General features: G+C 58.4%; 17 protein-coding genes. 4 read left to right on the plus strand and 13 right to left on the minus strand.

Annotation, left to right across the window (positions count from 1 at the left end):
- The first annotated feature begins 5 nt into the window (after positions 1-5).
- Positions 6-1,193, plus strand: coding sequence for a helix-turn-helix domain-containing protein (locus AC1DKV_RS04025; protein ID WP_477137479.1), 1,188 nt, complete (start codon positions 6-8; stop codon positions 1,191-1,193).
- 168 nt (positions 1,194-1,361) lie between these two features.
- Here AC1DKV_RS04025 and AC1DKV_RS04030 read toward each other — a convergent pair whose 3' ends face one another.
- From AC1DKV_RS04030 to AC1DKV_RS04050, 5 genes are all read right to left on the minus strand, one after another.
- Entirely contained in the window at positions 1,362-2,276 is a 915-nt protein-coding gene (locus AC1DKV_RS04030; RefSeq protein ID WP_477137480.1) for a plasmid partitioning protein RepB C-terminal domain-containing protein, read from the minus strand.
- Positions 2,276-3,166, minus strand: a complete 891-nt coding sequence (locus tag AC1DKV_RS04035; protein ID WP_477137481.1) for a plasmid partitioning protein RepB C-terminal domain-containing protein — start codon at positions 3,164-3,166, stop codon at positions 2,276-2,278. Before AC1DKV_RS04035 ends, AC1DKV_RS04030 begins: the two co-directional genes overlap by 1 nt.
- Positions 3,163-4,731, minus strand: a complete 1,569-nt coding sequence (locus tag AC1DKV_RS04040; RefSeq protein ID WP_477137482.1) for a recombinase family protein — start codon at positions 4,729-4,731, stop codon at positions 3,163-3,165. The genes AC1DKV_RS04035 and AC1DKV_RS04040 overlap by 4 nt, the downstream gene beginning before the upstream one ends.
- A gap of 194 nt (positions 4,732-4,925) precedes the next feature.
- The gene (locus tag AC1DKV_RS04045) at positions 4,926-6,644 is read right to left on the minus strand and encodes a hypothetical protein (RefSeq protein ID WP_477137483.1); all 1,719 of its coding nucleotides are present in this window, start codon (positions 6,642-6,644) and stop codon (positions 4,926-4,928) included.
- Positions 6,645-6,908: 264 nt separating this feature from the next.
- Positions 6,909-7,469, minus strand: coding sequence for a DUF4339 domain-containing protein (locus AC1DKV_RS04050; protein ID WP_477137484.1), 561 nt, complete (start codon positions 7,467-7,469; stop codon positions 6,909-6,911).
- A gap of 156 nt (positions 7,470-7,625) precedes the next feature.
- Between AC1DKV_RS04050 and AC1DKV_RS04055 the strand changes: the two genes are divergently transcribed.
- The gene (locus tag AC1DKV_RS04055) at positions 7,626-7,973 is read left to right on the plus strand and encodes a helix-turn-helix domain-containing protein (protein WP_477137485.1); all 348 of its coding nucleotides are present in this window, start codon (positions 7,626-7,628) and stop codon (positions 7,971-7,973) included.
- A 436-nt stretch (positions 7,974-8,409) separates the two neighbouring features.
- Here the strand turns inward: AC1DKV_RS04055 and AC1DKV_RS04060 are convergent, their stop codons facing one another.
- The 5 genes from AC1DKV_RS04060 to AC1DKV_RS04080 all read right to left on the minus strand — a co-directional run bounded on the left by AC1DKV_RS04060 (position 8,410) and on the right by AC1DKV_RS04080 (position 12,944).
- Positions 8,410-9,459 carry a hypothetical protein gene (locus AC1DKV_RS04060; RefSeq protein ID WP_477137486.1) on the minus strand — a complete coding sequence of 350 codons (1,050 nt, stop codon included), beginning with the start codon at positions 9,457-9,459 and terminating at the stop codon, positions 8,410-8,412.
- Positions 9,456-10,364 (minus strand): recombination directionality factor, encoded by a 909-nt coding sequence (locus AC1DKV_RS04065; protein ID WP_477137487.1) that lies wholly within the window; start codon positions 10,362-10,364, stop codon positions 9,456-9,458. The genes AC1DKV_RS04060 and AC1DKV_RS04065 overlap by 4 nt, the downstream gene beginning before the upstream one ends.
- Positions 10,358-11,386 (minus strand): YqaJ viral recombinase family nuclease, encoded by a 1,029-nt coding sequence (locus AC1DKV_RS04070; protein ID WP_477137488.1) that lies wholly within the window; start codon positions 11,384-11,386, stop codon positions 10,358-10,360. Before AC1DKV_RS04070 ends, AC1DKV_RS04065 begins: the two co-directional genes overlap by 7 nt.
- Before the next feature lie 79 nt (positions 11,387-11,465).
- A complete protein-coding gene (locus AC1DKV_RS04075) occupies positions 11,466-12,431 on the minus strand; it encodes a DUF932 domain-containing protein (RefSeq protein WP_477137489.1) in 966 nt (321 codons plus the stop codon).
- 180 nt (positions 12,432-12,611) lie between these two features.
- Entirely contained in the window at positions 12,612-12,944 is a 333-nt protein-coding gene (locus tag AC1DKV_RS04080) for a hypothetical protein (protein WP_477137490.1), read from the minus strand.
- A gap of 1,073 nt (positions 12,945-14,017) precedes the next feature.
- On the opposite strand from AC1DKV_RS04080, the gene AC1DKV_RS04085 reads away from it, so the two are divergent.
- Positions 14,018-15,913, plus strand: coding sequence for an ATP-dependent nuclease (locus AC1DKV_RS04085; protein ID WP_477137491.1), 1,896 nt, complete (start codon positions 14,018-14,020; stop codon positions 15,911-15,913).
- A complete protein-coding gene (locus tag AC1DKV_RS04090) occupies positions 15,910-17,763 on the plus strand; it encodes an ATP-dependent helicase (protein ID WP_477137492.1) in 1,854 nt (617 codons plus the stop codon). Before AC1DKV_RS04085 ends, AC1DKV_RS04090 begins: the two co-directional genes overlap by 4 nt.
- Before the next feature lie 138 nt (positions 17,764-17,901).
- On the opposite strand, the gene AC1DKV_RS04095 is transcribed toward AC1DKV_RS04090, so the two are convergent.
- From AC1DKV_RS04095 to AC1DKV_RS04105, 3 genes are all read right to left on the minus strand, one after another.
- Entirely contained in the window at positions 17,902-18,135 is a 234-nt protein-coding gene (locus tag AC1DKV_RS04095) for a hypothetical protein (RefSeq protein ID WP_477137493.1), read from the minus strand.
- A 373-nt stretch (positions 18,136-18,508) separates the two neighbouring features.
- Positions 18,509-21,799 carry a DUF499 domain-containing protein gene (locus tag AC1DKV_RS04100; protein ID WP_477137494.1) on the minus strand — a complete coding sequence of 1,097 codons (3,291 nt, stop codon included), beginning with the start codon at positions 21,797-21,799 and terminating at the stop codon, positions 18,509-18,511.
- 13 nt (positions 21,800-21,812) lie between these two features.
- Positions 21,813-24,587 (minus strand): DUF1156 domain-containing protein, encoded by a 2,775-nt coding sequence (locus AC1DKV_RS04105; protein WP_477137495.1) that lies wholly within the window; start codon positions 24,585-24,587, stop codon positions 21,813-21,815.
- Positions 24,588-24,600 lie beyond the last annotated feature (13 nt).

The following is a 24,600-nucleotide window of genomic DNA, read 5'->3' on the forward strand; positions in this document are numbered from 1 at the left end:
GCCGTATGTTTAATTCAAAGCGTTTCTCGCTGGCTAGGCGCCGGCGAGGCATGACAAAACGCGAGGTCGCTGAACGCATTGGCGTCAGCGAACGATCAGTATCCGCCTATGAGAAGGGTGACCAAGAGCCGGAGCCCCCCAATGTCCAACGGATCGCAAAGGCTCTCAACTTCCCCGAGGCCTTCTTCTTCGCCGCAGACCCTGAAGAGTTGACTGAGGGGATTGCAAGCTTCCGATCGATGTCCAAGATGAGTGCGCGGCAACGAGATTCCGCGCTTGGCTCGGGCGCCATTGGGTTGTTGCTGAGCGATTGGTTGGAGAAGAATTTCAACCTACCGGAGCCCGATCTTCCCGATCTCGGTCGTGAGCCAGGCACGTTGACAGCTCTAGCCCACCGCAAATCCTATGAAGACAAAATCCCCTTTCCGACGAAGTTAACGGCATATGGCCCAGAAGCTGCCGCGGAGGCGTTCCGATCGCACTGGGGTCTTGGAGAATTGCCGGTAAAAAACATGATCGCGTTGCTTGAATCGAAGGGCGTGCGCGTCTTCTCGTTGGCGATTGATGCGAAAGAGGTCGATGCGTTTTCGATGTGGCATGGCGGCAAGCCCTTCATGTTCCTGAATACGTTCAAATCGGCAGAACATTGTCGGTTCGACGCAGCGCACGAACTTGGACATTTGGTCTTGCACCGCCACGGGCAAACTCAAGGGCCGGAATTGGAACGTGAGGCAAACGCTTTTGCTTCTGCCTTTCTAATGCCCAAGAAGAGCGTCTTGGCCAACGGACCTCGCGCACCGACGCTTCCTGGATTGGTGCATTCAAAACACTATTGGAAGGTATCTGTTGCAGCTCTGAACTATCGACTGCATGCGCTTGGCATGACGACAGACTGGATATACCGGACTCTTTGTATTCAGCTAGCTGAGGCTGGTTACCGCACCACGGAACCCGAAGGCGCGATGCACGAGAGATCTCTCGTCCTTGAAAAGGTGTTCAAGGCGCTTCGCGATGAGGGGGTATCGAGATCTGATGTCGCCGACGAGCTATTGATCCCGCCAGAGGAGATCAATGCGCTAACGTTCAACCTGATGTTGAACCTGTTGAGCGGCGGCCGCAAAGACAGCGGTCCAGTTACAGCGAAGGGACGTGGGGCGATTCGCCTAGTCCATCACTCCGACCGTTCGAGTTAGGCTCGGCGAGCCGCAAGGCGGCAACGCAAAGGGCCAACCGAGCACGGTTGACCTTGGAATGGTGGTGATGGGAAGGCGACAGACTTCGATCGAACTCTCTGGTGCCGTGCTTCCGGATTCAGGCAATTGGGCAGGCCGTGGACCCAAGCCATAGGTACCATGCGTCGCCTACGCAAACTTCCTTTCCGGATCCGATGGCAGCTGTTTGATCTCCGCGACAATCTGAAGCTGTCGCAGATAATCCGGCTTGAACTGTGCCAGCCAACGGACAACGCGCGCGTTGTCCAGCAAGGAGGTGATGTGCGTCTTGACCACTGCCAGCTTCAAGTTATCGGGACCGAAGTCTTCCTCGAGGAGTTTGGTGTCGTTCTGAATGGACGCAAGTTCTCGTTCCAGGCGCTGGACCGTCTCGATGGTTCCGCCCCTCTCCACCTTCTTCTTGAATTTCTCAACAAGATGCTCTTGCGGCGTCGTCTGCAACATCGCCTGTGCGAGCTTGAACGTATAGTTGCCAAGACCGATCATCGCGTTGGCGACGTCGATTTGTCGGAACGCATCCATTTGGCGCAACACGGAGAACACTCGGCGTGGCACCGGTTTGTCAGCAAGGATCTTGATGGCCTCGTCGCAGATGTCATCAAGCATCTTGAATTGCATTTGGATCGTCTTTACCGCAATTCCCAGGACTACGCTTAGTCGCTCTGCCGACGCACCCCGCTTGTAGGCCAGCATGATCATTTTGTGTTCCTGTATCGAGGCCAAGCGACTGACGCGCTTATTGTACGTATACGCTTCGTCGTCCTTCGCAATCAGGCATCTGGCGCTCTCCGCACCCAAGTCCCGCAGTGCTTCTGCCCGAAGGTGACCATCGAGAATGCTGAAACAGCCGTGCTGCGAGGCATGCGGAATCACCACCAGCGGCTCAACCAAGCCGATGGCCTCCACGGAGGCTCGGATCTGCAGGTACTTCTTGCTGGTCGTGATATTCGTTGGAACCGCCTTCGAATGGTGGAGTGCCGTCAATGGCACGTCGATCCACTCCCCCTCGAAGCCCCACTCGATTAGCTTGATCGGCTTGTTCATCACATGAGCCCTCCCGCGTGAGCGATATCAACCAAGGGCTGGGGGACGCAGGCAAGCTCCTCGTTCTTGAGTAGATCGACAAAATCCTTGGTTGCGTACAACTCCTTGAAAATCTCGCCGATGACCAATAGCTTGTTGCGCGTGTACGCTGCCTTCTTCTGTATCCGAAGGTGCTTCTCGGCATCTTGCTTGTAGAGCTTGATCAACTCGTCCGCGCTTAGGCGCTTCTGGCTGGTGTTTCGAGATAGCGGATTGCTACGCAAGTCCTTTCCAACGCGACCTCGCTGCTCAAGGATACCGCGCATCACACTCAGCTTCTTGCCCTTCAGTTCGCCCTTCTCAAAGGCTTCAAGGAGTATTTCCTGCGCTCCCGCGTTGTTGGCGCGCGAGATGCTCACTGCAATATGCAATGGGATGTACCCCGCCTCGGCCGCCGCGAGAAGGCGCTTCTCGCCCTTGTCGATCAGAGTGGTAACGTTGTTGACCCAAGACGCAGAGCAACCAATCTTCTTGCCGATTTCCGCAGCACTGTAACCCTTGTCGCGCAGCGCGGCGACCTGCATTAGTGTTTCACTGGTTCGTGGATTCCTCCGCGCGACATTCTCCACGATGCTCATCACATGCCCGGTCTCCTCATCCACTGCAATGACGATCGCAGGGATTTCACTTTGCCCCAAATTCCTGAAGGACTCCACTCTGCCTTGCCCGCACACGAGAGCGTACTTCTCATCGGCGCCCGGAATTCGTCGAACCGTGATGGGGCGCTTTAGCCCGACAAGCTGGATATTCTCAGTGATCTCCTGATGAACCTTGGGATTCCGAGCGCGAGGATTGGCGATCAAAATTGCGTCAATCGGGATCATCTGGATCTGGCGGGGAGAGTTCGTCATGCAGCCTCCTCAAGTGGTACGCGTGTGGCTAGCGAGTAGAAGACGTCCAGCGTGTCGAACCGATAAGAATCCAGGGAAAAACCGTTGCTGTCCGCCAAGGACATCGACGCTGGTGCGAAGTCTAGGGCGGGAAACAGGTAGTAGTCATGTGGGTGCAGGTTTTGCACGTCCATCCGAATCACAAGAGTGATGTCCGGCTCCAGGCTGGTATCGAGGCGTATGCGCCAGCGGCGGGCGCCGGCTGAGGTTGACTGGCAACGGGCAATGACGACTGATGTGCTGAATTCTCCATTAACGATCAGGAGCTCGGTCGCATCCTCGCGTCGCGACCATCCGCCCACGTTCGCGACGCCCCCTTCGATCTCGGCGAGAACTGCGGGATGGCGCCGCCTCAAGGCGCGATTAGTCTCCAGGTACGCATAGTCGCGCGTCGGTCTAAACCCAATCAGGCCGTAGGCCCGAAGTAGGCTGCCAAACCGGTTCCGATAAGCGGCGCTGGAAGGAACGCCATCCTGCTCGTCAATGATCAATCCGGACAATGCACCGTTCTGGTCGAGGATTTGCTTGAGAAGTTGGAGCATCTGGTTGTCATCCAGATGTCGCGACCGACTGGCGATGATGGCCTGGACGCGCACGAACCATTCCGGAGAAACGATCGCTTCATATGCGCCGTCCTTGCGGATCCATTCACTGGGCGGGTTGCGTTTGTGCTCAACTTTCAGCTTGAAAGACGTGCGGTTGTAGACATTGTTCCCGACGTACTTCTCATTCGTAAGAATCTGATGCACCGTCCCGCGCGTCCATGACCTACCTCGATCCGTCAAGATTCCTTCGCGATTGAGCGTCGATGCAATCACACGCTCGGGATGTCCGGTCTCAAGAAAGAGCGAGTATATGCGCTGAACGGTGGCGACTTCCTCCGCGGGACCGGGCACCAGGAGAACTCGATCGGTCTGAATGCTCTTCTTTTCGCCCAGCCGCAAGAGACCCTTGATGTTGTGATCCTGGTCGATGAGTTGTCGCCTCAAGCCGAAACCCGCGACCCCACCTTGACGATAGCCGCGGAGGGCTAGCGTTCGATGGCCAGCGAACACCTTGACGGACAATTCGCGCGAGAACTCAGCCGACATGCTCCGCTTGAGATTCTTCAGAATCGTCGAGCCCATGGAGTTGTCATCGTTGAATTGCTCAGCGCAATAGATCACGCGGATGCCATGCTGACGACACGTGTACTCGTAGACGGCCGCCTCATCGGGGTCGGGGAAACGCCCCCAACGGCTGACGTCGTAGACGAGGACCGCAGAAAAATTGCAGGCTCCTTTTCGTACGTCCGACAGAAGCATTTGCAAACCATCTCGGCCTTCGATATTCAGCCCGCTCTTGCCATCATCCCGATAGGTTCGGACGATCCGCATGCCATGCGCCGCAGCGTAGTCGGCGATGGCTTCGGCCTGATTCTCGGTCGAATAGCGCTGATGCTCCGTGGACATCCGAACGTATTGCGCCACAGGCAGCAGTTTGTCGCCGCCATCCCCGGACATGCCGGTGTCGTTCGTGTCTGTCATGCCCGCCCCGACCTTCAGTGGGTATGCTCGCCATGCTCTGGCGATTTCATGACAGTTTTATGTACAAGTAGAAAAAACCTCACTGCGAGGCGTGCGGCCCTTGACCGCGCCGAGACGAGCCGGCATAGCGATGGACCACGACAAAAAAAATAGGCCGGCACAACCCAAGCGACGGGTGTGCCGGCTTTATGCCGTCAGAACAGCCCAGCTTGCTTCAGGGCGCTCATCAGTTGGTCGAAGACTGAAGTCTTCAGTTGCACTTCGGCTTGCTTGCCGGTGACGGCCGGTAGCAGTTCACCCAGCTTCAGGTGACCGTTGTGCAACGCAACAACCAAGTTGCCGCCTTGACGCAGCACGACATTGAAGCGATCGTTAATGTAAACGCTACCGAGGTCCTTGAGCGCCAGGTTGATCACGAGCACGTTGGAGCTACGGCCAGTGCGCGCCCAGCTGATCTTGCTGCTGTCCAGAAGAACCTGCTTGGAAACGTAGTCCACGATCTGTGCCTTGCCGTCAGCCCCCAGCACCAGGCGGCTATTGCCGCCGACCGGCACTTCCACACCGATAACTTGGTCGACCGAAGTGTACTGCTTGGTAGCATCACCCAACACGTTGCAGTGGGTGTAGCCGTCTTCGGTGATCACCGGGAAGTTCGTTTGGGCCGTCGGGCAGAAGTTGAACACCGGCAGGGCTACAGCGTCGAGCTTACTGGAGAGGATACCGAGGTAGCCATCGCTGCTTGCAGGAAAAGCACCCTTCACCTTCGCACGGGTCCAGTCGTCGACCCAGACAGGCAGCGCATCGACGAACGAGCGACCACCCAGCGCGGTGCGACGGTATTCCAGGTTGTAGGTGATGTCGGTATTCGGATCGACTGCCGTCACCGTGTTACCGGTAACGCTCGCCAGGTTGTACTGCGTACCTTGCTTGAGTTGCGGGATAAAGCCCGACCACGTTCCGTCGGCCTTGAGCAGGTAGTCGCCGTAGTCTTCACCGTAGTTTTCACCGACGCCGTGGATATTGGTCAGTGCGGTCCAGTTTTGTGCTTGGGCATTGTAAACTTCCCGAAAAATTTGCAAGCCCTGGTCGGTCAGTGTCCAGCGCTTGCGGCCCGGCGACGATTTTTGGGTCGGAGAATCCCAGACCAGCGTGTTATAGCTGGAGGGTTGATCTGCTAGCAAAGCCTTGGCATCCACGTCGCTGGAGTAGACTGGCTTGGCGAGTTCAGCGTCGACATCCGCTTTGGTCACGGCCGTCACGCTGCCCTTGGTCACGATGGCGTTCATGATCGCCCGCACCGTGTCCGGATCGCTCAGGCCAGACTTGGCAAGCTCGGTCACCTTGTCCACCACTTGGCTGGCAAAGGCCGCCGTATTGCCGTCACCATTGGCGATGTAGTCGTCCTTAAGGTTGACCGAACCGCCGACGAGCGACACCACCGCTTGGTAGGCAGCGATTTGACTGGCTCCGCCTTCCATCTGTGCACCAATCATGGTGGTCAATGGCGTAACGTGTTGGGCAGTCTGGCCGTCGACCATGGCGGACAAGGTGAACTGTGCCGGAAAGACATATCCGGGACGGGATTTGTCCTTGGTCGTCGGGGTGACCACCACCAGCACCTTCTTGCCAGCGGCAGCATAACCGTCTACCACCAATCCATAGTTGCCATTTTCGTCGGTGGTCGTACTCGGCTCGCCCCCGTCGCAGACGTTATTGCTATTCACATCCAGGCAGACCTTAGCTCCGACAAGATAGCCATCGATTGCCTTACCTGTGAGTCCAGCGGTAGGTTGTGCGGGGCTGGCTGGCGTACTCGGACTGGACGAAGAATCACCGCCTCCACCGCCGCAGGCAGATAGAAATGCCGCGCTGGCTAGGGTGGCAAACAGACTCTTAGCGTGAATATTGTTCATTGCAGGGTTTCCCGTCGAAAGATGTGAGAATTCGAAAATTTCATGAAGGCCGCAAACTGGCTCTCGGCCTCTGCCATTGCCCCTTTTTGGAGACTTGTCTTTTGGGGCAGTCACTTAAAAGATGGCTGTTATATGCATTTATCGGCGCTTATTTAGCCATTGAACCCTACTTTGGTAGGGGGCATGTGCGCTACCGAAGGGCGGCGTCAACGCCAGCGTTGATTGATCAGCGGCGAACCCGCTGCCGTTGGATAGGGGCTCCGCTCAGGCTGCTGCTGCCAGCAACGTGAGGGTGAATGTGCCGATCCACGTCCAGAAATACGCCGGGTTCTGACTCAACGACTTCGCGCGCTTCCAGAGATAGACCGGGACAATGAACACCATCTTTCCGAACCTTGACGTATCGACACCAGCCCTTGTCAGTCGCCGCTCGTCGAGCAGACTCAGACCGATATTGAGGAGCAGCGTCACGTACCAGTACTGGCCCGTCTTGGCGGCCCGTGCACCCGCGTACTCCGCCATGTACTCATTGGGGGCTAGGGCTCCCGCAAGCATGGCTTCCAGCAGCAGACCGATAACGGGAGCGACGGCGAGGAACCAGGTCACGACATTGCTGATCCTGGCGCTTGGCAGGACGGGGGGAGCGCTTGCCGCGCTCAGGTATGCGGCCAACTCGGTTTGCGCGAGCGGAGTCCAGTCCTGCAACCCCTGGGTCCAGACCAGGGTCTTGCCATCGATTGCGCGATTCTCGATTAGCGCGCCAATGTCGGCGGCGGATACCGCGCCGAGGCGCTGACTGTCTTTCTCGTAGTGCCATGACTTCATGGGAAATTTCCTGTCGAAGCAAAAAGGGGCTCGATGAAATCGAGCCGTCGGGTGGACAACCAGTACGTTAACGACCAAAAAGGTTGAATCTCAACCTTTTAAGCACTTCATGTCAAGAGGGTGATGCCCAACCATTCAGGTCGAATGGGAGGGGGGATGCCAAATAGAGATATGGACCGATTGGCTGAGGTGGTGGGCCGGGCCATCGCGAAGCACCGCATAGCCTGTGATCTCACTCAGGAACAGGTCGCCGAACAGCTGGGGATTGGGAACGAAGCGGTTTCCCGTATAGAACGGGGCGTTGTCATGCCGACCATCGCGCGTTTAGCAGAGTTGGCCAATATCTTCCGATGTGACATAGCGGACCTTCTGACCGAAGTCAGCAACCGCTCCAACGATCAGGCGAATTACCTGGCCCGGTTACTCTTGAAACTGAGCAACCATGACCGCGAGATGATCGTTGAGATAGTAGAACGGCTGGCCGCGCGGCTGGCTCGCAGTTGAGCGGCCTGCCCTCGCGGCCTTGGCGCCTGGAGCACACCTCAGTAATCATTGGGGAGCAGTACCGTCGTCGCCGACCGGTCCGCCTCCGTGATTACCTAGACGCATTCCCCAGTGGAAAGCACGTAGTTGGACAACACGCGCATACCGGCATGGAGCGCCATTTCGCTTTGCTGCCGGTCTTCCTGGCAAAGCTCGCCCCAGTCACCGCGCATGTGGCGCAGGACCAAGGACACGGCGGGCGCTCCGCCGTTTTTAATGTCGCCAATGGGGCTGGCGTGGCCAATAGGCAACCGAGTCGGAATCGCGACCCAATCGGGTTCAGGCTAAAGGGGGTTTCATGTGTGTTTCCTCCAAAGGGTGAGCACGCCCATGCCTTCGCGGGGCACGGGCGTTATAAGTGATCAAAAGAGCACCAAAAAGACGACCAGCCTTCGGCCTATTGTTTTGTTGTTGATGGGCTAAGCTGCCTGCGCAGCGCCGACGCCCGCGCCTGCGCGCATCCGAGATAGCGCCGGATCTCGGCAACGGTGGGACGAATCCGGCCTGCGGCGATTTCTTGGGCGAGCCGCGCCAAGTCGTCCTTCGGTCCTGCCTGATACGGGACAGGCTCCGTCGTGATCGCGGGAGGCGTCACGACCTCGTGACTCGCCGTGACTTCCACGTTACTGGCGATGACTGCGACACTTGGTTGAGGCGGGGCGGGCGTGACCGGGCTGACCGATATCGAGTCACGGCCCGGTAGCGCCAGTAGCCAGAGCAAGCACGCCACGCCTTCCAGCACAGCAGCAAACGCCAGGCCTGACAACAGGTCAACCCGTGCCACTGGCATACCCAGCAACCCCGAGAGCCGGCTTGTCACCGGATCGCCCCGCGACGTCTCGCGAAGCGCCCAATCACGCTCCGCCTGGGTCCTGCGCCAATCCTCCAGCGCCTCCCGGCGCTTTGCCTCCTCCGCCTCGGTGTGCAGGGCATCGACTCTTGCCGCGAGGGACGCCCGACTCACGCGCAACGCCGCACAGTCGCCCATGCAGTGACGCGCATTGGCAGCCGCCAGCGCCGCGATGACGGTCGCCCGCTCGGCGGCAATCGCCGTCAGATTGCGACCAGGCGAGGAGACTGGCGCAGTCGGCCCGACCGTCACGGTAGTCACGGCGACTGGCGGAGTCACCGCATCGGCCCGGACCTCACCCGCGTGCTGCTGCGACAATAGGAAGAACACCGCATGCCCATAGCCGGCCGCCATCATGCAAGCGGCCCACAGCAAACCACCTGCGCAGCGAACTCCAAGCGGGGCAGCCCGGCCGAGGGCAGGCAGCAGATGGGCGCTCAGGACCAGCACCGCGCCAATTGCCACCCACGCGAGCCGCTCCACAATCCACCCGCCGCGCTGCCAGCCGGCCAACATCGAGAGCGCGAGGGCCGTGCCGGTTGCGGCCAGCGCCAGCACCAGCGCACAACGCGGCAGGGCACGGCACTGGCCGGTCATGCTGGGCGTCCCGCCAGTCCCGCGGCTTTCCGCTCCAGTTTGTCTCGCAGACTCGGCCTGGCACCCAATACCGCCATACCCGCACTGTCGCTACTGACAGACACGGCGTCGGGATAGAACTCCTCCGCCACTGCCGCGCCTTCTTCATCGCTGTCCTCGAATGCGCCGTTGCCGAATCCGAGACGTGCCGCCTCGTCCAGCGCCGCCTGATCGAATCCCGCAGCCTTGCGACGAACGTCAACTTCACGCGCCTGAACAATCGCGTCTTCGACGCCACTGCCCGCCCGCACGCCAAGGTCGACGTAGTAGATCGCCGAGCGGTAGCTTTGCGTGGTGGACTTACCGCGCAGCCTCAACTCCAGTGGCAGGCACGCGAGCAGCCCGCCCGACACCGCACTAAAGTAATGAAGACGGGCCGCCAAGGAGCGGATTGAGTTGTACGATGTGGTCCGGAAAATGAATGACCCCAGTTCGTCATCGTCGCCGATCACCACGTTCAACCGGCCATAGGGCTTGCAGCCCCCGGCCTTGCCGAATGGGCAACCGTCTGGCGACGGACACGGCAGATGGGCCAGCCCGTCGTCGCCCACCCGTTTGCACGTCTCCCCGTTGCCGACGCAGACCGGCCGTCCGGTCTCGCGGTCGAAAAGGCTGTATTCCGCTCTCAGGTTCAGGTCCGCATCGTTGAAGAGCATGCGCACGGGAATCGAGCGCAGCTTGCTGTTGCCCGCCTTGCGCAGGGCGTCATCGAGGGGGTGCAGAATCCACCCATCCCGATTTTGCACCTGGCTGGTGATCGTGAATTGGTCGTCCTTCTCTGGCAGGCGCTTGCCGTTCTTCTCGACCACGCGCCCGATGGAAATGCGCCCGATAACGGGCGGTGTGATTGCCAAGCCTTTTAGCATGATGGGTTTTCTCCGTCACATTTACTGGAAATAAGGAACCGGCGCGAGCCGGGCTTCGGGATCGCGTACAGCGGTTGCAAGTCGGGGTGATCGGCAAGGAGCCGCTTGAGATCGGTCCCGGCACCGCCCTTACTGCGTTTAAACGAGACGTCTCCGGTCTCAAACTGCGCTCTCGACGCGTCGCCCATGGCCTGCTGTATTTCCTGCTTTAGCTTGGCTTCGTGCTCTTCGCGCATGGCGATATCGGCGCGCACGGCAACTAAGTCGGCAAAGGCCGCAGACAACCGGCAATCCTCCGTAAAATCCACTGTGTTTCCCGCATCGCGCGGATACAGGCAGCGCAACGCCCGGTCAGCCGAATCCGAGCCGTCCGCCGGCGGCGGCGTGTCACTCTCCACGTACTGCCAGAACTTCGCTTCCAGCGGAATGAGCCGGGCGATCAGCTCGTCGTCCCGCTCAAGGCGATGCACCTCCAGTTGCTGGCCGCATAGCAGCACAGCGACATCGGCGGCGCGTTTGCCCGTCACGGCAAGCTGGTGCTGCACCTGGAGCTGCACGTACTCCGGCACCCCATGACGCCAGAGCCGCGCACCAAACTCCCCCGCCGTCTTGCATTCAAGAATCTGTACGTCCGACACACCGGTAACTTCCCGATCAAGGTTGGCGAGCATGAACGGGATGCTCGGATGCCGCAGGACGGCATTGACCTTGCGGACCCGGTTGCCGGTTCGCTGCGTGTAGGCAGCCGCGACGATGGGCTCCAGCAGCGTCCCCCAGTAGACGGGTTCTGTGGTGTCGGTGGGGTCGGGCTTTGAAAGCTCCGCATCACGGCCAGTTTTCTCTAGCCAGAGTTCCAGCTGACTCTTGTACGGGCTCAGACCGACTGCTGCAGCGGCATCGGAGCCGCCGATACCCGTCTTGCGAATCGCCAGCCAGTCGTCGCGACTCAAGCCGCGTGTTTCGACCAGACGCAGCGCGGGGCGAGCCTTGATACGTTCCCCGGCCTGGATGGGATGGGACATTGCAATCTCCTTGGACGGCAAAACGCCCGGTGAACGTGAGTTCAACCGGGCGTTTTATGACGGCGATATAAGTGGGGCATCAGACAACGAGTTTCAGCGCTTCATCCCATGCTTTCTGTTTGAGTACGGCGCCCTGACCAAACCATGCGGCATCGCGCCGGTAATCCTCGCTACGGGCGCGGCGGTGGTGATCGACAAACTCGGTGACGCTGTTCAGCAGCCCCCATGCCGTACCGGAGGCCGACGCCAGGGTGGCGCCCTTGCCACGTCCCGCAAATAGCTCGTGGACCGCCTTGATGGCACTGTCGTTGGCGGTCGGGGTGGAGCGGTCCGTCGTGTTGGCAGCCTGATAGGTCAATACGCGCCGAAAATACGCCTCCGCTCCTTCGGAAGTAACCCTGCGCTCCGACAGCGCCTTCATGCGGGCCATGAAACCGTCCCATGAAGAAATGGCGATGCCGAGCTGGCGCTTGACCGCCTGGGCGTCGAACTGGCTGCGGTGCGGCACCTTGACCGCGCCCGTACCATCTCCCAGCGCAATGGCGAGCGTGTTGTTGCAGACGACGCGCACGGAGGTAAACTGCGCCGTCGTCGCCAATGTGCCATCGCAGGCAGTGGCGAGCAGCAAATAGCCCTTCACCTGGTCACGGCCTTTGAGGGACACGCTCTGACCGGTACGGGCGAGCGCCCAGAGCTTCTTGCCCTCTTTGAGCACACCCGCCGTTTCCAGCTCGAAGCCACCCACTTCCGTGAGGTCGCGGTAGAACTCCAGGATTTCGGCAGGCTGCACTACCTGATAGCGGTTCGACACGACTGACAACGGGGCTTTGGTGTCCGAACGGTACAGCACCTTCTGGTCGGGAAAGGCGTGGATGGAACCCAGGCCGGCGTTGCCGTCCACAAAGCGGACTTCGGATTCTTCGATTCGCCAGTCCATGCCGGCACGTTCTGCCCAGACTTCGAGCGGTTGATTGGGGGCAAGCTGATTGCCCAGGCCATGCCACGGGGTTTCGTTGACATAGGCCATTGTTTGGACGAGATGCATGAGAGACTCCTTTTATAAAACAAGTGCATAAAGCCCGGCAAGAAGCCGGGCTGGATGATGAGCGAAAGGGAGAACGAGGAAAGCGATATGACCGGAACAAGCCGGTCAGCTCAGGAAAAATGGAAGAGGCGCGCGATGAACCGCGCCAGATGGGGAAAGGACCGTACTCAGTCGCGTGGGTTAAGTCTGCTTCTTGCTGAACGTGTGGCCGCAGCCCAGGCAGTGATAGTTGTCGAGAACATTGTCGTCGATCACTTCGCCAATAGCCGTACCGGTGGCGCAACCCGCCGCACCGCCGATCAGGCCTCCGAGAATCGCCCCGGCAATCGTGCCGAGAGCCATACCCGCAGGACCGCCTACAAGGCCGACCGCCCCGCCGATCTCCGCACCGCTGATGACGGCCGAGGCACTGCCGACAACGCCGGCAACAGTACCAATGGTGCCGGCCGTTCGCCGCGCGTAGTTCCGGCACTCGACCAGTCCAGAATGGCAACGCGGGCATGAAGGGGTCATGATGCCAAGCCTCCCTTGTGGGTTGCAGAGGCACAGCGATCGCTATTGAGACCTCGCGCTTCTGCCTGGCAGAGCATTGGGCCGCGTTCCTTGGCTTTGCAAATACTGAAACTTTTGGCCCAGAGAGCGCCGCCTACGAAGACGATGACGAATGTGACAAGATTTTCGATCGATGAATTGCTAGATATCACGATGGCTCCAAGGTTGGCAGCAATACTGCCGATTTGACGCCCTGAGCTATCGCTTCCTTCTGTTCTCAATACCGTGATATAGGGATGAAATTTTTTGCAATCCTCCGCTTGAGGACGCCCAGCTTGCCTACTATCTCCCCCCTGTGAACGGCGGTGTAAAACCAACACCAGACGGCAGCGTCGATCAGAAAGGCGAAACGACTCCTGTTCTGCGTGACTGATTAGTGCTTGTTGCCTACGGCATCAACGGTCGGTATCCGATGAGCCTGGCCGCCTCTTTGTGTGCGCTCCCTGCCGGGCGCAGGTCATCGTTTGCCGCCGTTGCGACCGCAGCGAAATCTATTGCGACGGCGACTGCTCTCAGATATCACGCCACGCCATCTAACCGCCGCAAAGCGGTCAGTGCCGTGACCCACCGAAAGTAAAATGCCGGGCCACCGTGTCAATAGCCGTGAACTTCTTGGCGGCGTTTGAACGCCTTCTGGCTGCCTTCTACATTAGGCTTCACCGGTTCGTATGAGCGGGTGGCGGCCTTTGCCCGCCGCTGACACTAGGAGCAACAGGAGCAGGCCCGCGCGGCGGTGGGCGGGCCTCGCCTGCACCGCCGGGGCACAGTGGGCTTGCCGTGCTGGGCAGCAATCGACGCCGCCGGAGATGGGGAGTTCGACGGCGCCCCGCAAATTGACGCCCTCAAGTGTTTACGCGAGAGTGTGAGGTTAGTGCGTCCGATCGCCGCTAATATCGAACGATAATGACACATCGGCGAGCTGCCCGGCGAATGAGCTTGTTTTCGGGAACCTGGCGACGGGCGACAGCCTGCGCACACGTGTATTTCATCTCTGTGAAGGACCACGGCCAGCTAGCACCACCGCAGAAAGACCCATGAAAGCTAAAAAACATGAAGGGGAACTGGTGTCCACATATACGAACGACAGCGGCATCGCCATCACTGAAGTGCGCGTCAGCAATTTCCGCTCATTGGCCAACATCGAGGTCGAGTTGGGCGACTTGACGGTGCTGATTGGCGCAAACAACGCGGGCAAGACTAGCTTTCTTGACGCGATGTTCGCAGCGGTCGGCGCTGGACGCAAGCTACTCGGCCAAGATGACATACGGCTCGGCCACGGCGAAGCAATGCCGCCGAAGGATCGACAGGTGATCGTTGATGTCAGGATTCGGCCAATCGACCATGACGGCACGATCATGGAAAGGTTCCCGGAGGGAAGTTTCTGGACGGCTTTGTGGGGGACCGGAATCGTCATCGATGATGAGGACTTCACTGAGTTCATGCCATTTCGGACGATGTTGGAGTGGCGGGTGGAGAAGGCCGACTATGTGGTGGAGCGGAGATTTCTGAAGGAATGGCGACCGTTTGACGATTGGATTGAGACCCCGACCCAGGAACGACTGTTGACGGCGGCACAACTGGAACCGGTGGCGCTGCACTATATCGACGCTAAGCGCGACTTGGAAGACGACCTACGCCGGCAAGGGTCGTTCTGGCGCCGAATGACGGACGACTTGGGCTTGGCGGGCGAAGACGTAGCAGAGTTGGAAGCGGTGCTTTCAGACATAAACCAACAGATCGTCAACAAGAGTGAGATACTCAAGCACCTCAAAGCGAATTTGACCGACCTGCAAGTGGTCGTTTCGGCCGATAGCGCTGGCATCGACATCGCACCTGTAGCCCGCAAGCTGCGCGATCTTTCGAAGGGCGTCGACGTGTCATTTTCGACGGCAGGAGCGCAATCCTTTCCGCTTTCGCGGCATGGCATGGGCACAAGAAGCCTCGCTTCCCTGCTGGTCTTTCGCGCTTTCGCCTCTTGGCGCCGCGCCCATGCGATAGAAGGCGGAGATAAGGTCCATTCAGTGCTCGCGCTCGAAGAGCCCGAATCGCACCTCCATCCGCAAGCTCAGCGGTCACTGTTTTCGCACATCAAGGCCATCACCGGGCAGCGCGTGGTCAGCACACATTCGCCATACTTTGCCGGACAGGCACAACTAGAAGACCTCCGCCTTTTTATCAAGAAAGGAGGTGATACGACCGCCAGAAGGCTCGATCTGTCGGAGCTTGTTAAACCCGACGATCGCCGTAAGCTGCAAGACACGGTAATCGAATCGCGCGGGGACATTCTTTTTGCCCGTGCCGTGGTCTTATTCGAGGGCCAAACGGAGGAACAAGCCCTGCCGATTTGGGCAGAGGCTTATTGGGGATGCTCCATCCATGAACTGGGTTTCAGCTTCGTTCGGGCCAACGGAACAGACTATTTTCCGTTCGTTTGGCTCGCCAAGAGCCTCGAAATACCTTGGTACGTTATAGGCGATGGCGAGACCAAACCCGTAGCCGCTCTCGAAGAAGCATTGAAGAAAGCGGGGCAGCCCAACATTGCGGCATCCACCAATGTTGTCGTGCTTCCGAAGGACAGTAACTTCGAGCGGCAATTGCTGGCCGAGAACTACCTTGCCGAGATCGAGCTAGCATTGAACGAAGCGCACAATCACGCATCGTATTTGAACCAGTTCATAGACAAAAATCACGGGCTGCCATATGGGAAGGACAAGGGCAACCGCGATTACAAGAGCGATGGCGGGAGGCTTCGGGCCGCGGCGGACGCAATGAAGGCCGAAAAAACCCGCCTCGCAAAGCCACTCGCACGAACAATCGTGGGGTCAAAAGACCCCGCTCGACGCTTCCCGTCGTGCATAGAACGGCTCTTCAGGATCATTGGCGAGGCTCACGGACTCGACAAGGCGGAAACGGAGGCAGGAGCAAAATGAACGGCTTAACGCACGCGCGGTTATCAGAGCAGCAAGTCGAGGTGGTGCGCCATGTCGACGGTCCATTGCTTGTTGTCGCTGGGCCTGGTTCCGGCAAGACTCGCGTGTTGACCGAGCGCATTCGCTTTTTGCTAACCAATGTCCCCGGGCACTTCCGCGTTCTGGCTCTGACGTTCACGAACAAGGCGGCCGATGAAATGCGTGACCGCCTGTCCGACCTTGGGCAGCACCGGCAGCGTGCATTTATCGGCACCTTGCATAGCTTTTGCCTTGAAATGATCACCGAGCGTGGAAAGCTCGTCGGTGTCGAGGGCATGCCACATATTTTTGAACAGCACAAAGACCGAAAGGAGATCCTGCTTGAGGCGATCAAAGAGGATCCGTTGCTCGATGAGGAGATCAACCAAGTAGCTGATCCGAAGGAACGCAACAAACGCGTAGACGGCTGGCTTCAAACCATCTCGCGTATAAAGGCGCACCCCATCAGTTGCGCGGTACTTAGCGACGATCTCGATCAAAGAGTTCTGGATGCCTACGACGCCGGGTTGAGGGCTTGCGGCGCTTACGATTTCGACGATCTCTTGCTGTTGGCTTATCGGCTTTTAACCAATAACCCAAAGCTGACTGATTTCTATCGCAGACTCTACAAATTCGTGTGCATCGATGAAGCACAAGACCTCAACGAGGCGCAGTACGCGGTGCTCTGCGCGCTCTGTGGAGATAAGTATAAGAACGTCATGATGGTCGGCGACCCGAAGCAATCTATCTATGGCTTCAACACGTCCAGTCCGGAATACATGGATCGCTTTTTCTCCGAATTCGAGGCGAAGAGGGTTGAGTTGACTGAGAATTTTCGATCCTCGCAAGCAGTTGTCCATGTCGCTCGCTCGATCGACCCAAACTATTTGGTGAACGCTCAGCTTCCAATCAAAGGGGACGCACGAGTCTTCGTTGGCGACGATGAGGAACACGAGGCTAGGCTGATTGTTGACGAGCTTGATCACCTGTTTTCGCAAGGGCACCCGGATGTGGAGGGAGGGATCGAACCTTCGAAATGCGCGATCCTAGGGAGGACTCGCTTCGCGTTGCTCGAGATAGAGAAGGAGTTGCGCAGGCGAAGCGTTCCTTTCTACAAGCGTTTAACCGCTAACCACGAAAACGAATCGGAACTGGTGGATGACTTCCAGCTGGCGTTGCGAGTGGTGGCAAACCCGAAGGACCGGCTGCATTTTTCGGCTCTGGCCATGAAGTGGAAAGTGGCGCCCCCAGGGCCGGCGACAGACGCATTGGCGGCGCTTTTGCAGATGACGCAACGATCGTCCAACCCGCGCGCCAAGGCTGCGGTCGAAGCAATCGCCTCCGTTGTCCAAAACAAGGCGCGCCTCGACCTCATGCCGGCATTTGAGACAATGCGCCGCTACGCTGACACGTTGGACGAAAACGCACGCCGAGCGATCTACGAGGACGCAGCCGTTTTCCAGCAAGAATGGGACCAATACCTTCGCGCGGACGGCGCCTCGCGAACGATCGCCGGATTTATGAGCAACAAGGCCCTGGGCGCAACGCAAAAAGCTCATCGCGACGGTGTTGCATTGCTTACCGTCCACTCGTCCAAAGGCCTTGAATTTGAGGTGGTCTTTGTTGCGGGCATGGCTGAGGGAACGTTCCCTGACTATCGCGCGAACGGGCGCGCGCGGGAGATGGCGGAGGAAAGCCGCAATGCGTTCGTGGCCGTGACGCGATCCAAGCGATTACTATACCTTTCGTTTCCAGCCATGAAGCGCATGCCGTGGGGCGACTTACGTCGCCAGCAGGCATCGCGCTTCATAGGAGCGTCTGGCACTCGATAAGCGGCTGCTAGTTATCCGAGCGTCGGCATACGCTTCACGATCGGAGGGTCTACTTTTGAACGTCAGAGCCGATAATCCGTCATCATTGCGCCCCTCAGCACATCACCGCGCGCAAGAATGTGCCGGTCGTTCCATACGTCAGTCGCGGCCAAGCTGAACGATTTCCGGTCGACCTTTGTACGGCGAGTCGTTAAGCAGAATGCCGTTCTGAAATCCAATTCTGGCGAGCCTGCCGATCAGCACGACGTTGTGCGCCGCTTCGGAAAACGATAGGTTGGACAGTTGCTCGACCAGCGCGCGATCGGTCTGCTCCGCTTGCAGCAGGTGTTGGATCAGCCGGCGAGTTGGGTAGCCGCGGTCGAGCAACAGCAAATCGTCGGATCGCAGGCGCGCCAGGTGCTCGAACAGGATCTACCGTTCGTTCACCCGGTACATGACGACCGTTCTTAGGGCGATGGCCCGGCCCGCAGACCTTGTGGCCGGGAACGTCGATCAGTTCAAGCCCCTATTCCCGGAACTCACCTCCGAAGGCCAAAATCGTGACGGTGAATGTGGACGTGCTCAAGAGTCTGGTATGCGATCAGAGTGCCACCGACGCCGGGGATGCCTAAGAGCGCAAGCTGGTGAAGCAGCTCGAAGCCGCTTCCGCCACGCGGCGCACCAGAAAACGAGCTCCCCAGACGGAGTAGACAGATGCGCAGCATCTCTCAATATGCAGAATGCCAACTAAGAAGTAGTTGAATTTCTACTTGATGCTCTTGTCGATGAAACCAAGAGTGTTTGCATTCTCGATCAAAGTCCGCACCTTCGCACGATCCAAGCCCGCAGGCACTTCCGCATCGATCTCCAACTTGAGTGACACCGTGCTTCCCGGAAGCGTAGTCAATTGCTCGACAATTGCTTCGACGATTTGATGGATTTCGCGGGCGGGTCGTTCCGCAGAAATCATCACCGCACCGGAAAAGCGCGTCGGCTTTTTTTCCGTCAAGGGGATTTCAGTGGTGCGTCCGGAGGGGACGCCTACGGGTGGGGTACCCCCCGGGTCGACAGATGGCGTATCAGGTGCGGGCAGCGATGGCGACGGTCGGTGAGCTTCGGCGACCGCGGGATTGATAATCACGCTATCGCTATCGATCACCACCGCAGCGTTGACGGCCCCCTCTATTGCAAGGCCGAGGTAGGTCTTCGTCTTCTCGTCCCACCGTTCCGCATAGGCAAACGGGCCTGGGAGCATCCCGCCAATGGCCGCCTGCACTGTCTTCATTAGCACATGCTGGTTTTTCAGGCGCGGCAGGTAGGTGTACCGATTCAAATATTCCCAGAGTTCCTTGAGCGAGAGATGTGGCTTCCCGTTCCAGATATATTTTTGGAGATCGCGATCGAGGCGCGTTGGCCCGAGTTCGGGCAACAATCCTTCCTCGCCGACAAGCTTTTTGCTTGCCCGCGCCAGCAGGCCGTCTTGCGTCGGCACCTTTCCTGAAATCCATTCGACTTCGGCCTGTGCGCTCTCCTGCACCGGATAATGAAGATAGCACCAACCTTCCTTGAGCCGCGTCTTCATCGTCTCGTTTGCCTCAACTAGCTTAGCCTTCGCAAGCGCGCTGTCGCTTTGGGTGAGGTTTAGTCGATCCGTGTCGCGGACGATCTCCCCCCAAGCCAACGCCGAACGCACCGCGTCCTTCAGGTTGTCGAGTTGCCGGGCTTCAGCAGCGATGAAGACCAGCATGTTGCGATAGACGCGCGGCGTGCCTCCTCGCTGGGTCAAAATATCCTTGGCCTCGGCCAGCGCCTCGGAACCATCCCGGCCGGTATGGGGGTGGGCGACACCGAGGACGACCGCTCGCACTCCGCCGTTTTCGTCGGGCACCTCCGCCGACGATGACGGCGCCACCTGGACAGCGTCGAAGTGACCGCGATCGGCAATGCCGTTGATGTATTTGTTGAGTTCGCTATCAATCGTCATCAAGACGAGCGCGTTCTCGAGTTGCGCGGCCCTGTCGGCAGCGATACGGTTGAGGCTTGCCGACATCGAATACCAGTAGCGACCAAGGTCAGCGTGCATGAACTTTGCTTGATTGGTCAGCCGCCGCAGCGCGTCGCCGAATATCGCAGGACGCTCGCCAGGCTGGACGACGCCCAAATTGATCTGTTTGTCGTCGAGGCCTTTGTTCTGCTGCTGGTGCGTCGGCGCCGTCCCCATGAAGACGGCCCGGGCGACGCGGCGCGTCGCCGAGTACCGATTGAGGTTCGGTGCGGACTGATCGACCTTGTACGGGGTCGCGGCCGTCCCGTCGACGTCGGCAGCAATGATCGACTGCCAACTGACATCGAGATAGTGCAACAGCTCCGGCTCAACGCGAGCAGAGCTTACCGACACACTGCCCGGCATGATCATCACCGATGGATCCGCATTCATCCAGAGCTCGTGGATGACTTGCGCCATCAGCCGTAGCACGCCGCGGGTCCGTTGGAATTTCTCCAGCGATCCCCAGCTCGTATAAAGCTGATCGAAGAGTTCGGGGTGGATCGGATAGGCCTTCTCCAGCTTCCTCCTATAGTCCTCGTCGGCGCAGCCCTGGGGGAAATCATTGGAATTCTCGCGATACAGTTTGGCGAATTGCTTCAGCGTGTTGTCGCGATGATGAAACTTGTCGCCAGGGATTTCCTTGAACAGCCGACGGCGAACGATCTCGTAACTTTCCTCCTGCGACGCCGGCCGCCAAGACGACTCTACACGGCTGAACGTTTGCTTCAGACGCGCGAGCGCCTCTTGGCCTCCGTCGCCACCAACCTCGATCTGTGACGCCGGAAGGGACGCGACCAGCAGTGTGCCAGGGCTCGCTTTGACTGCCTCGGTAAGGGACTGGACAAAGGAGAGGTTCGCGTCGAACGATCCCGACGGCAACCCCTCTACCCTGTAGATCTGCCGCAGATAGGCGACCCACTCGTCGATCAGGATCAGGCAGGGCGAGCATCTCTTGAAGATCGCCTCCAAAAGATTGGACCCTGGCGCGATGCCCTTGGCGTCATTCTCGGCGATCATATCGAACACGTCTTCGCCGCCGAGTTGCCATGCAAGTTCTCCCCACGTCGTGCGAATCTTCCGATCGCCGCCGGCACTAAGTACGTCCTGCGGCCCGCGGGAAGTACCGACGAGGACGGCGCGATTGATCTTGGCCGGGACGCTCAGACTGTGCTTTTCGAGCAACTGATCGAGGCCAGACAGATCTTGCACCCGTGTCTCTCCCGCCATGTGGTAGAGCGCCAGCATCGAGTGTGTTTTTCCGCCACCGAAATTGGTCTGCAGCTCGACCACGGGATCACCGCCGCCGCCGGACAACCGCTTGGCCGCGCCGACAAGAAGCGTGCTGAGGCCCTCAGTCAGATAGGTTCGGCTGAAAAACTGCTGCGGATCACGGTACTCTGGGGGCGCGCTGCCCGCATGGACCTTACCCAGATCGGCTGCGAATTCCGCTTGCTGGAATTCCCCTGTGGCCACGTCTTGGTGTGGCTCGACCACCTCGCGCCACGGCAGCAGGCCGGCCACAGTCTCAACCGAGATCTCCGGACGCTGTGTTCTACGGCGCTCTTCATTGCGCTGAAGTTCGGTAAATTTGGTGCGCAGGATCGTATCGCGCATCTTGCCAAGCTGATCGGCGGTTTCGCCGGCGCTGATCGACTCCATGAGCCGGCGCATGGAATCCAGCGCGCGCTCGGCGTCGTCATAGGTAAAATTCTCGTTGTGGGAGAGCTTGTTACGAACGTCAAGAAGCTCAGACACGTATGACCGCTCCGGGTGCCCCAGCACCGTACCGAAGGCCTCCTTCCAGAAGGCCATCATTGTCTTGAGCAGCCCCTGCTGATCCCAAGAAACTTCGCCATTGGAGTTAGGCTTCAAACCCTGGACCCGCTGAACGACCTCGGTTTGCCAATGCCCCTTCAGCGAGTTTTCCAGCCGTTTTTCGACGAAGGGAATCAAGGCGTCCGGCATCAGCTCCATGCCTTCGAACACATTCTGGCGCGTACTTTTGGCCATCTACTAGTCTCCCTCAAAAATCCATGACGGTCTGGCGTTCACCGCCAGTGTCACGAATCGTTGCCGCTTGACGGGTCAGCTCCGCCCAGACGGCAATCAATGCGTTGTACGATGTCGCTTCTTTGGTATCTGACCGCTTGTCGCAAATGCCATAGAGGCAATAGGCAAGATCCTTCACGGCGTCGCCCCTCTCTGGACCGATCTTCTTGAGCAACAGAGCCGCCCTATATTCGCCGTCCGTTTCCAACGCTCTGATCAGATGCTGACAGCACTCCCAGACCGTCAAATGACCGTCATTCGCTGGTTCCCATGTCGGGTCGAGTTCCTCCCGTCCGAGAATGCGCACCTTTCCGGCGGCGCTTTCCACGATCCCGGCATGCTTCACGCTTTCCACTGAGATGCCTCGCGCTTGGGCGATCGAGTTCGCGGTGCCATAGTCGCCAGCCTTCACGCCGTTCTGTTCGAACCACGTGATGGCAAAGCGAGTGTCAGCATCGAACTCGCCTTGGATTCCACCCAGATATTCGTCGAGCTCCCTGTTGATGAGCTGAAGAGCCGACTTAACGCTCATTGGACTGTCGTCAGACTCCAGCACTGCTTTATAACGCGAAAATACCCCCATTCCCGGACCGATCGCGGACTGCGGCATGTCTGCCGGTGCAATATTGGCTGCCTGTAGTTCGGCAATTGCCGGAGGAAGCTCGCGCTTCAGTGCTCGAACGAACTCTGCGCGACTAATTGTTTCGGCTGATACCTGCCTTTTTCGGCAGACCAAGACCACCGAAGATGCAAGCGCATTCATCCCTTTCTTCAGCGCGTTCGTTGCTTCGGTCCGCAAAGGCCAAGTGCCGACGACAGCGAATCCAGAACTTAGGATCGCAGACAAGAATGATGCCCATCCTGCGGATGAAATCCCCTCTTCGTCCACTTCGGACTGCTTGAAAGCATAAAAAATAGTTGTCGGAAAATCGTCACGGCCCTCTTTTGCCATGTTTGCAATTGCTAACGACATGCCGTCCATGAAGTGCTTTTCGGCCTTCTCCTTTCCACCGTAACGGTTGGTGCTGGCGACCAACTCCTCGGCTTTGGGAACCACTAAAGTCTGAAACAACTCAGAGAATTCATCGGACAGCGTTTTACGAAGCCATACATAGAAGAAGTCGGAAAGTTCCGCGTATTCGATGTTATCGTAGTACGGTGGGTCCGTGGATATCACCGGGCGCACCCCGAGGCCAACCGGCTCAGATGCGTTCCGTTGGAACTCCGTTCCTTCGGCCCGAGGCACAAGCGCGTCCAAGACTTCGGCCACAGATACGGCTGTCCCGGAGATATCTCCCCCTGCGCCCGCGAACGGATTGGTTTCGGCAAACGCCCATTGCATAGGAAGCGCCTGGCGGCCGAGCGCACCCGCGAGGCGACCCATTCCTGGCTCCCAGATAGCTAGTGAGCAGTTTCTGGTTGTTGCTTTGCTTATCGCGAATGCCAAATATACAGTTAATGCTTGTGCATATGCGAGAGCCCCGGTGCCTCCAGACAGTAAGTCTTCGCCCATGTTCCCTTGGAAAGCTGCCTTCGCGTCTTCAGCTATTTCTGTTCGTATTTCCTTCAGCGTACTAATGAATTCATTTATCGCCACGGCCTGTCGGTCGGTGAAAATATCTCCGAATGTCGGCATCCCGTAGAGAGGAGTCTGAAAATTCCGATGCTTTTCCGGTATGCGCGCATCAGGTCGCCAATTAGGCTTTTCTAGAAACGCAACAGCCTCGATTTCCGACGTTGGTGAGATGTACCTTCGACCAGATGACGTATCCACAACGACCGCCATCAGCTTTTGCTTCATCTCACCAGCTTGAGCGCGTTCACGAATATACTTCAGCGGAACGGCGTCACCTGAAAGGATGCAGATCGCACCGTTTCTGCTTATGGTCCCAGAAGGAGCCTCGCCATCACCAGTCTTGACTACGAATTGGTAGGTTCCAGTTGAGCGATCGACAACGGGCTCAATCCATGCCGAGCTCTTTGGTTTGCGCAACAAGTCAAAGGTCCGCACAAGTGGAATCGGGGTGCCGCCGAACGCCGGGTTCGGGCTTGGGACTGTTCTACACCAGAGGTAAGCAATAACCGTTGCCTTCCCGCCACCCAATTCGGGTGGAAGGTCTACTTTGGGATAGAGGTGCTTGATACGCTCAAACGACCGCTGCTTCAACAAATCGCCGTAAAATCGTGTGTCTTCAGCCAAACACTGCGCATCCTCGTAGTGAAGCTTGCCACTACTTCCCGGATGAACGGGTTTCATGCCCGCGAACTTCCTCGGAATCTCAATCAGAGCCTTGCCGATCATAACGGCGACCGGATTTAAGTCTGATCCATATGCAGGCAGGCCTAGTCGTTGTGCTTCGAGCGGGATTGACCCCCCTCCAGAAAACGGGTCGTATATGGGAGGTAACTCACCGCCGCAGCTCTTTCTGATTTCAAGCCGAGCTCGCTCTAGCACTTCCTCATTGGTGCTGTTCTCCCAGATCACGAGCTCTTCGATGATCCCGAACAGACGTTGCCGCTCCGCATCGACCGCCTCTTCAGATGGGAACTCGTCTGGGTGGCTGGAAGGGTCGTCCACGAGCTGTGCAAAAAGTACCGCGCGGCAGGCCGCCAGTGGCCGGCGCGCCCACCAGAGATGCAGCGTCGAGGGATGGCCGTGCCGGATCGACTTCTCGCGGGCCGATGCCGCATTGATCGCCTCGAGTGGGATTGCGATCTCTATGAGCTTCTTTTTATAGGAGGTCGTCATCAACGTGTTCCGT

The organism is Cupriavidus sp. 05T41 (assembly GCF_056396525.1).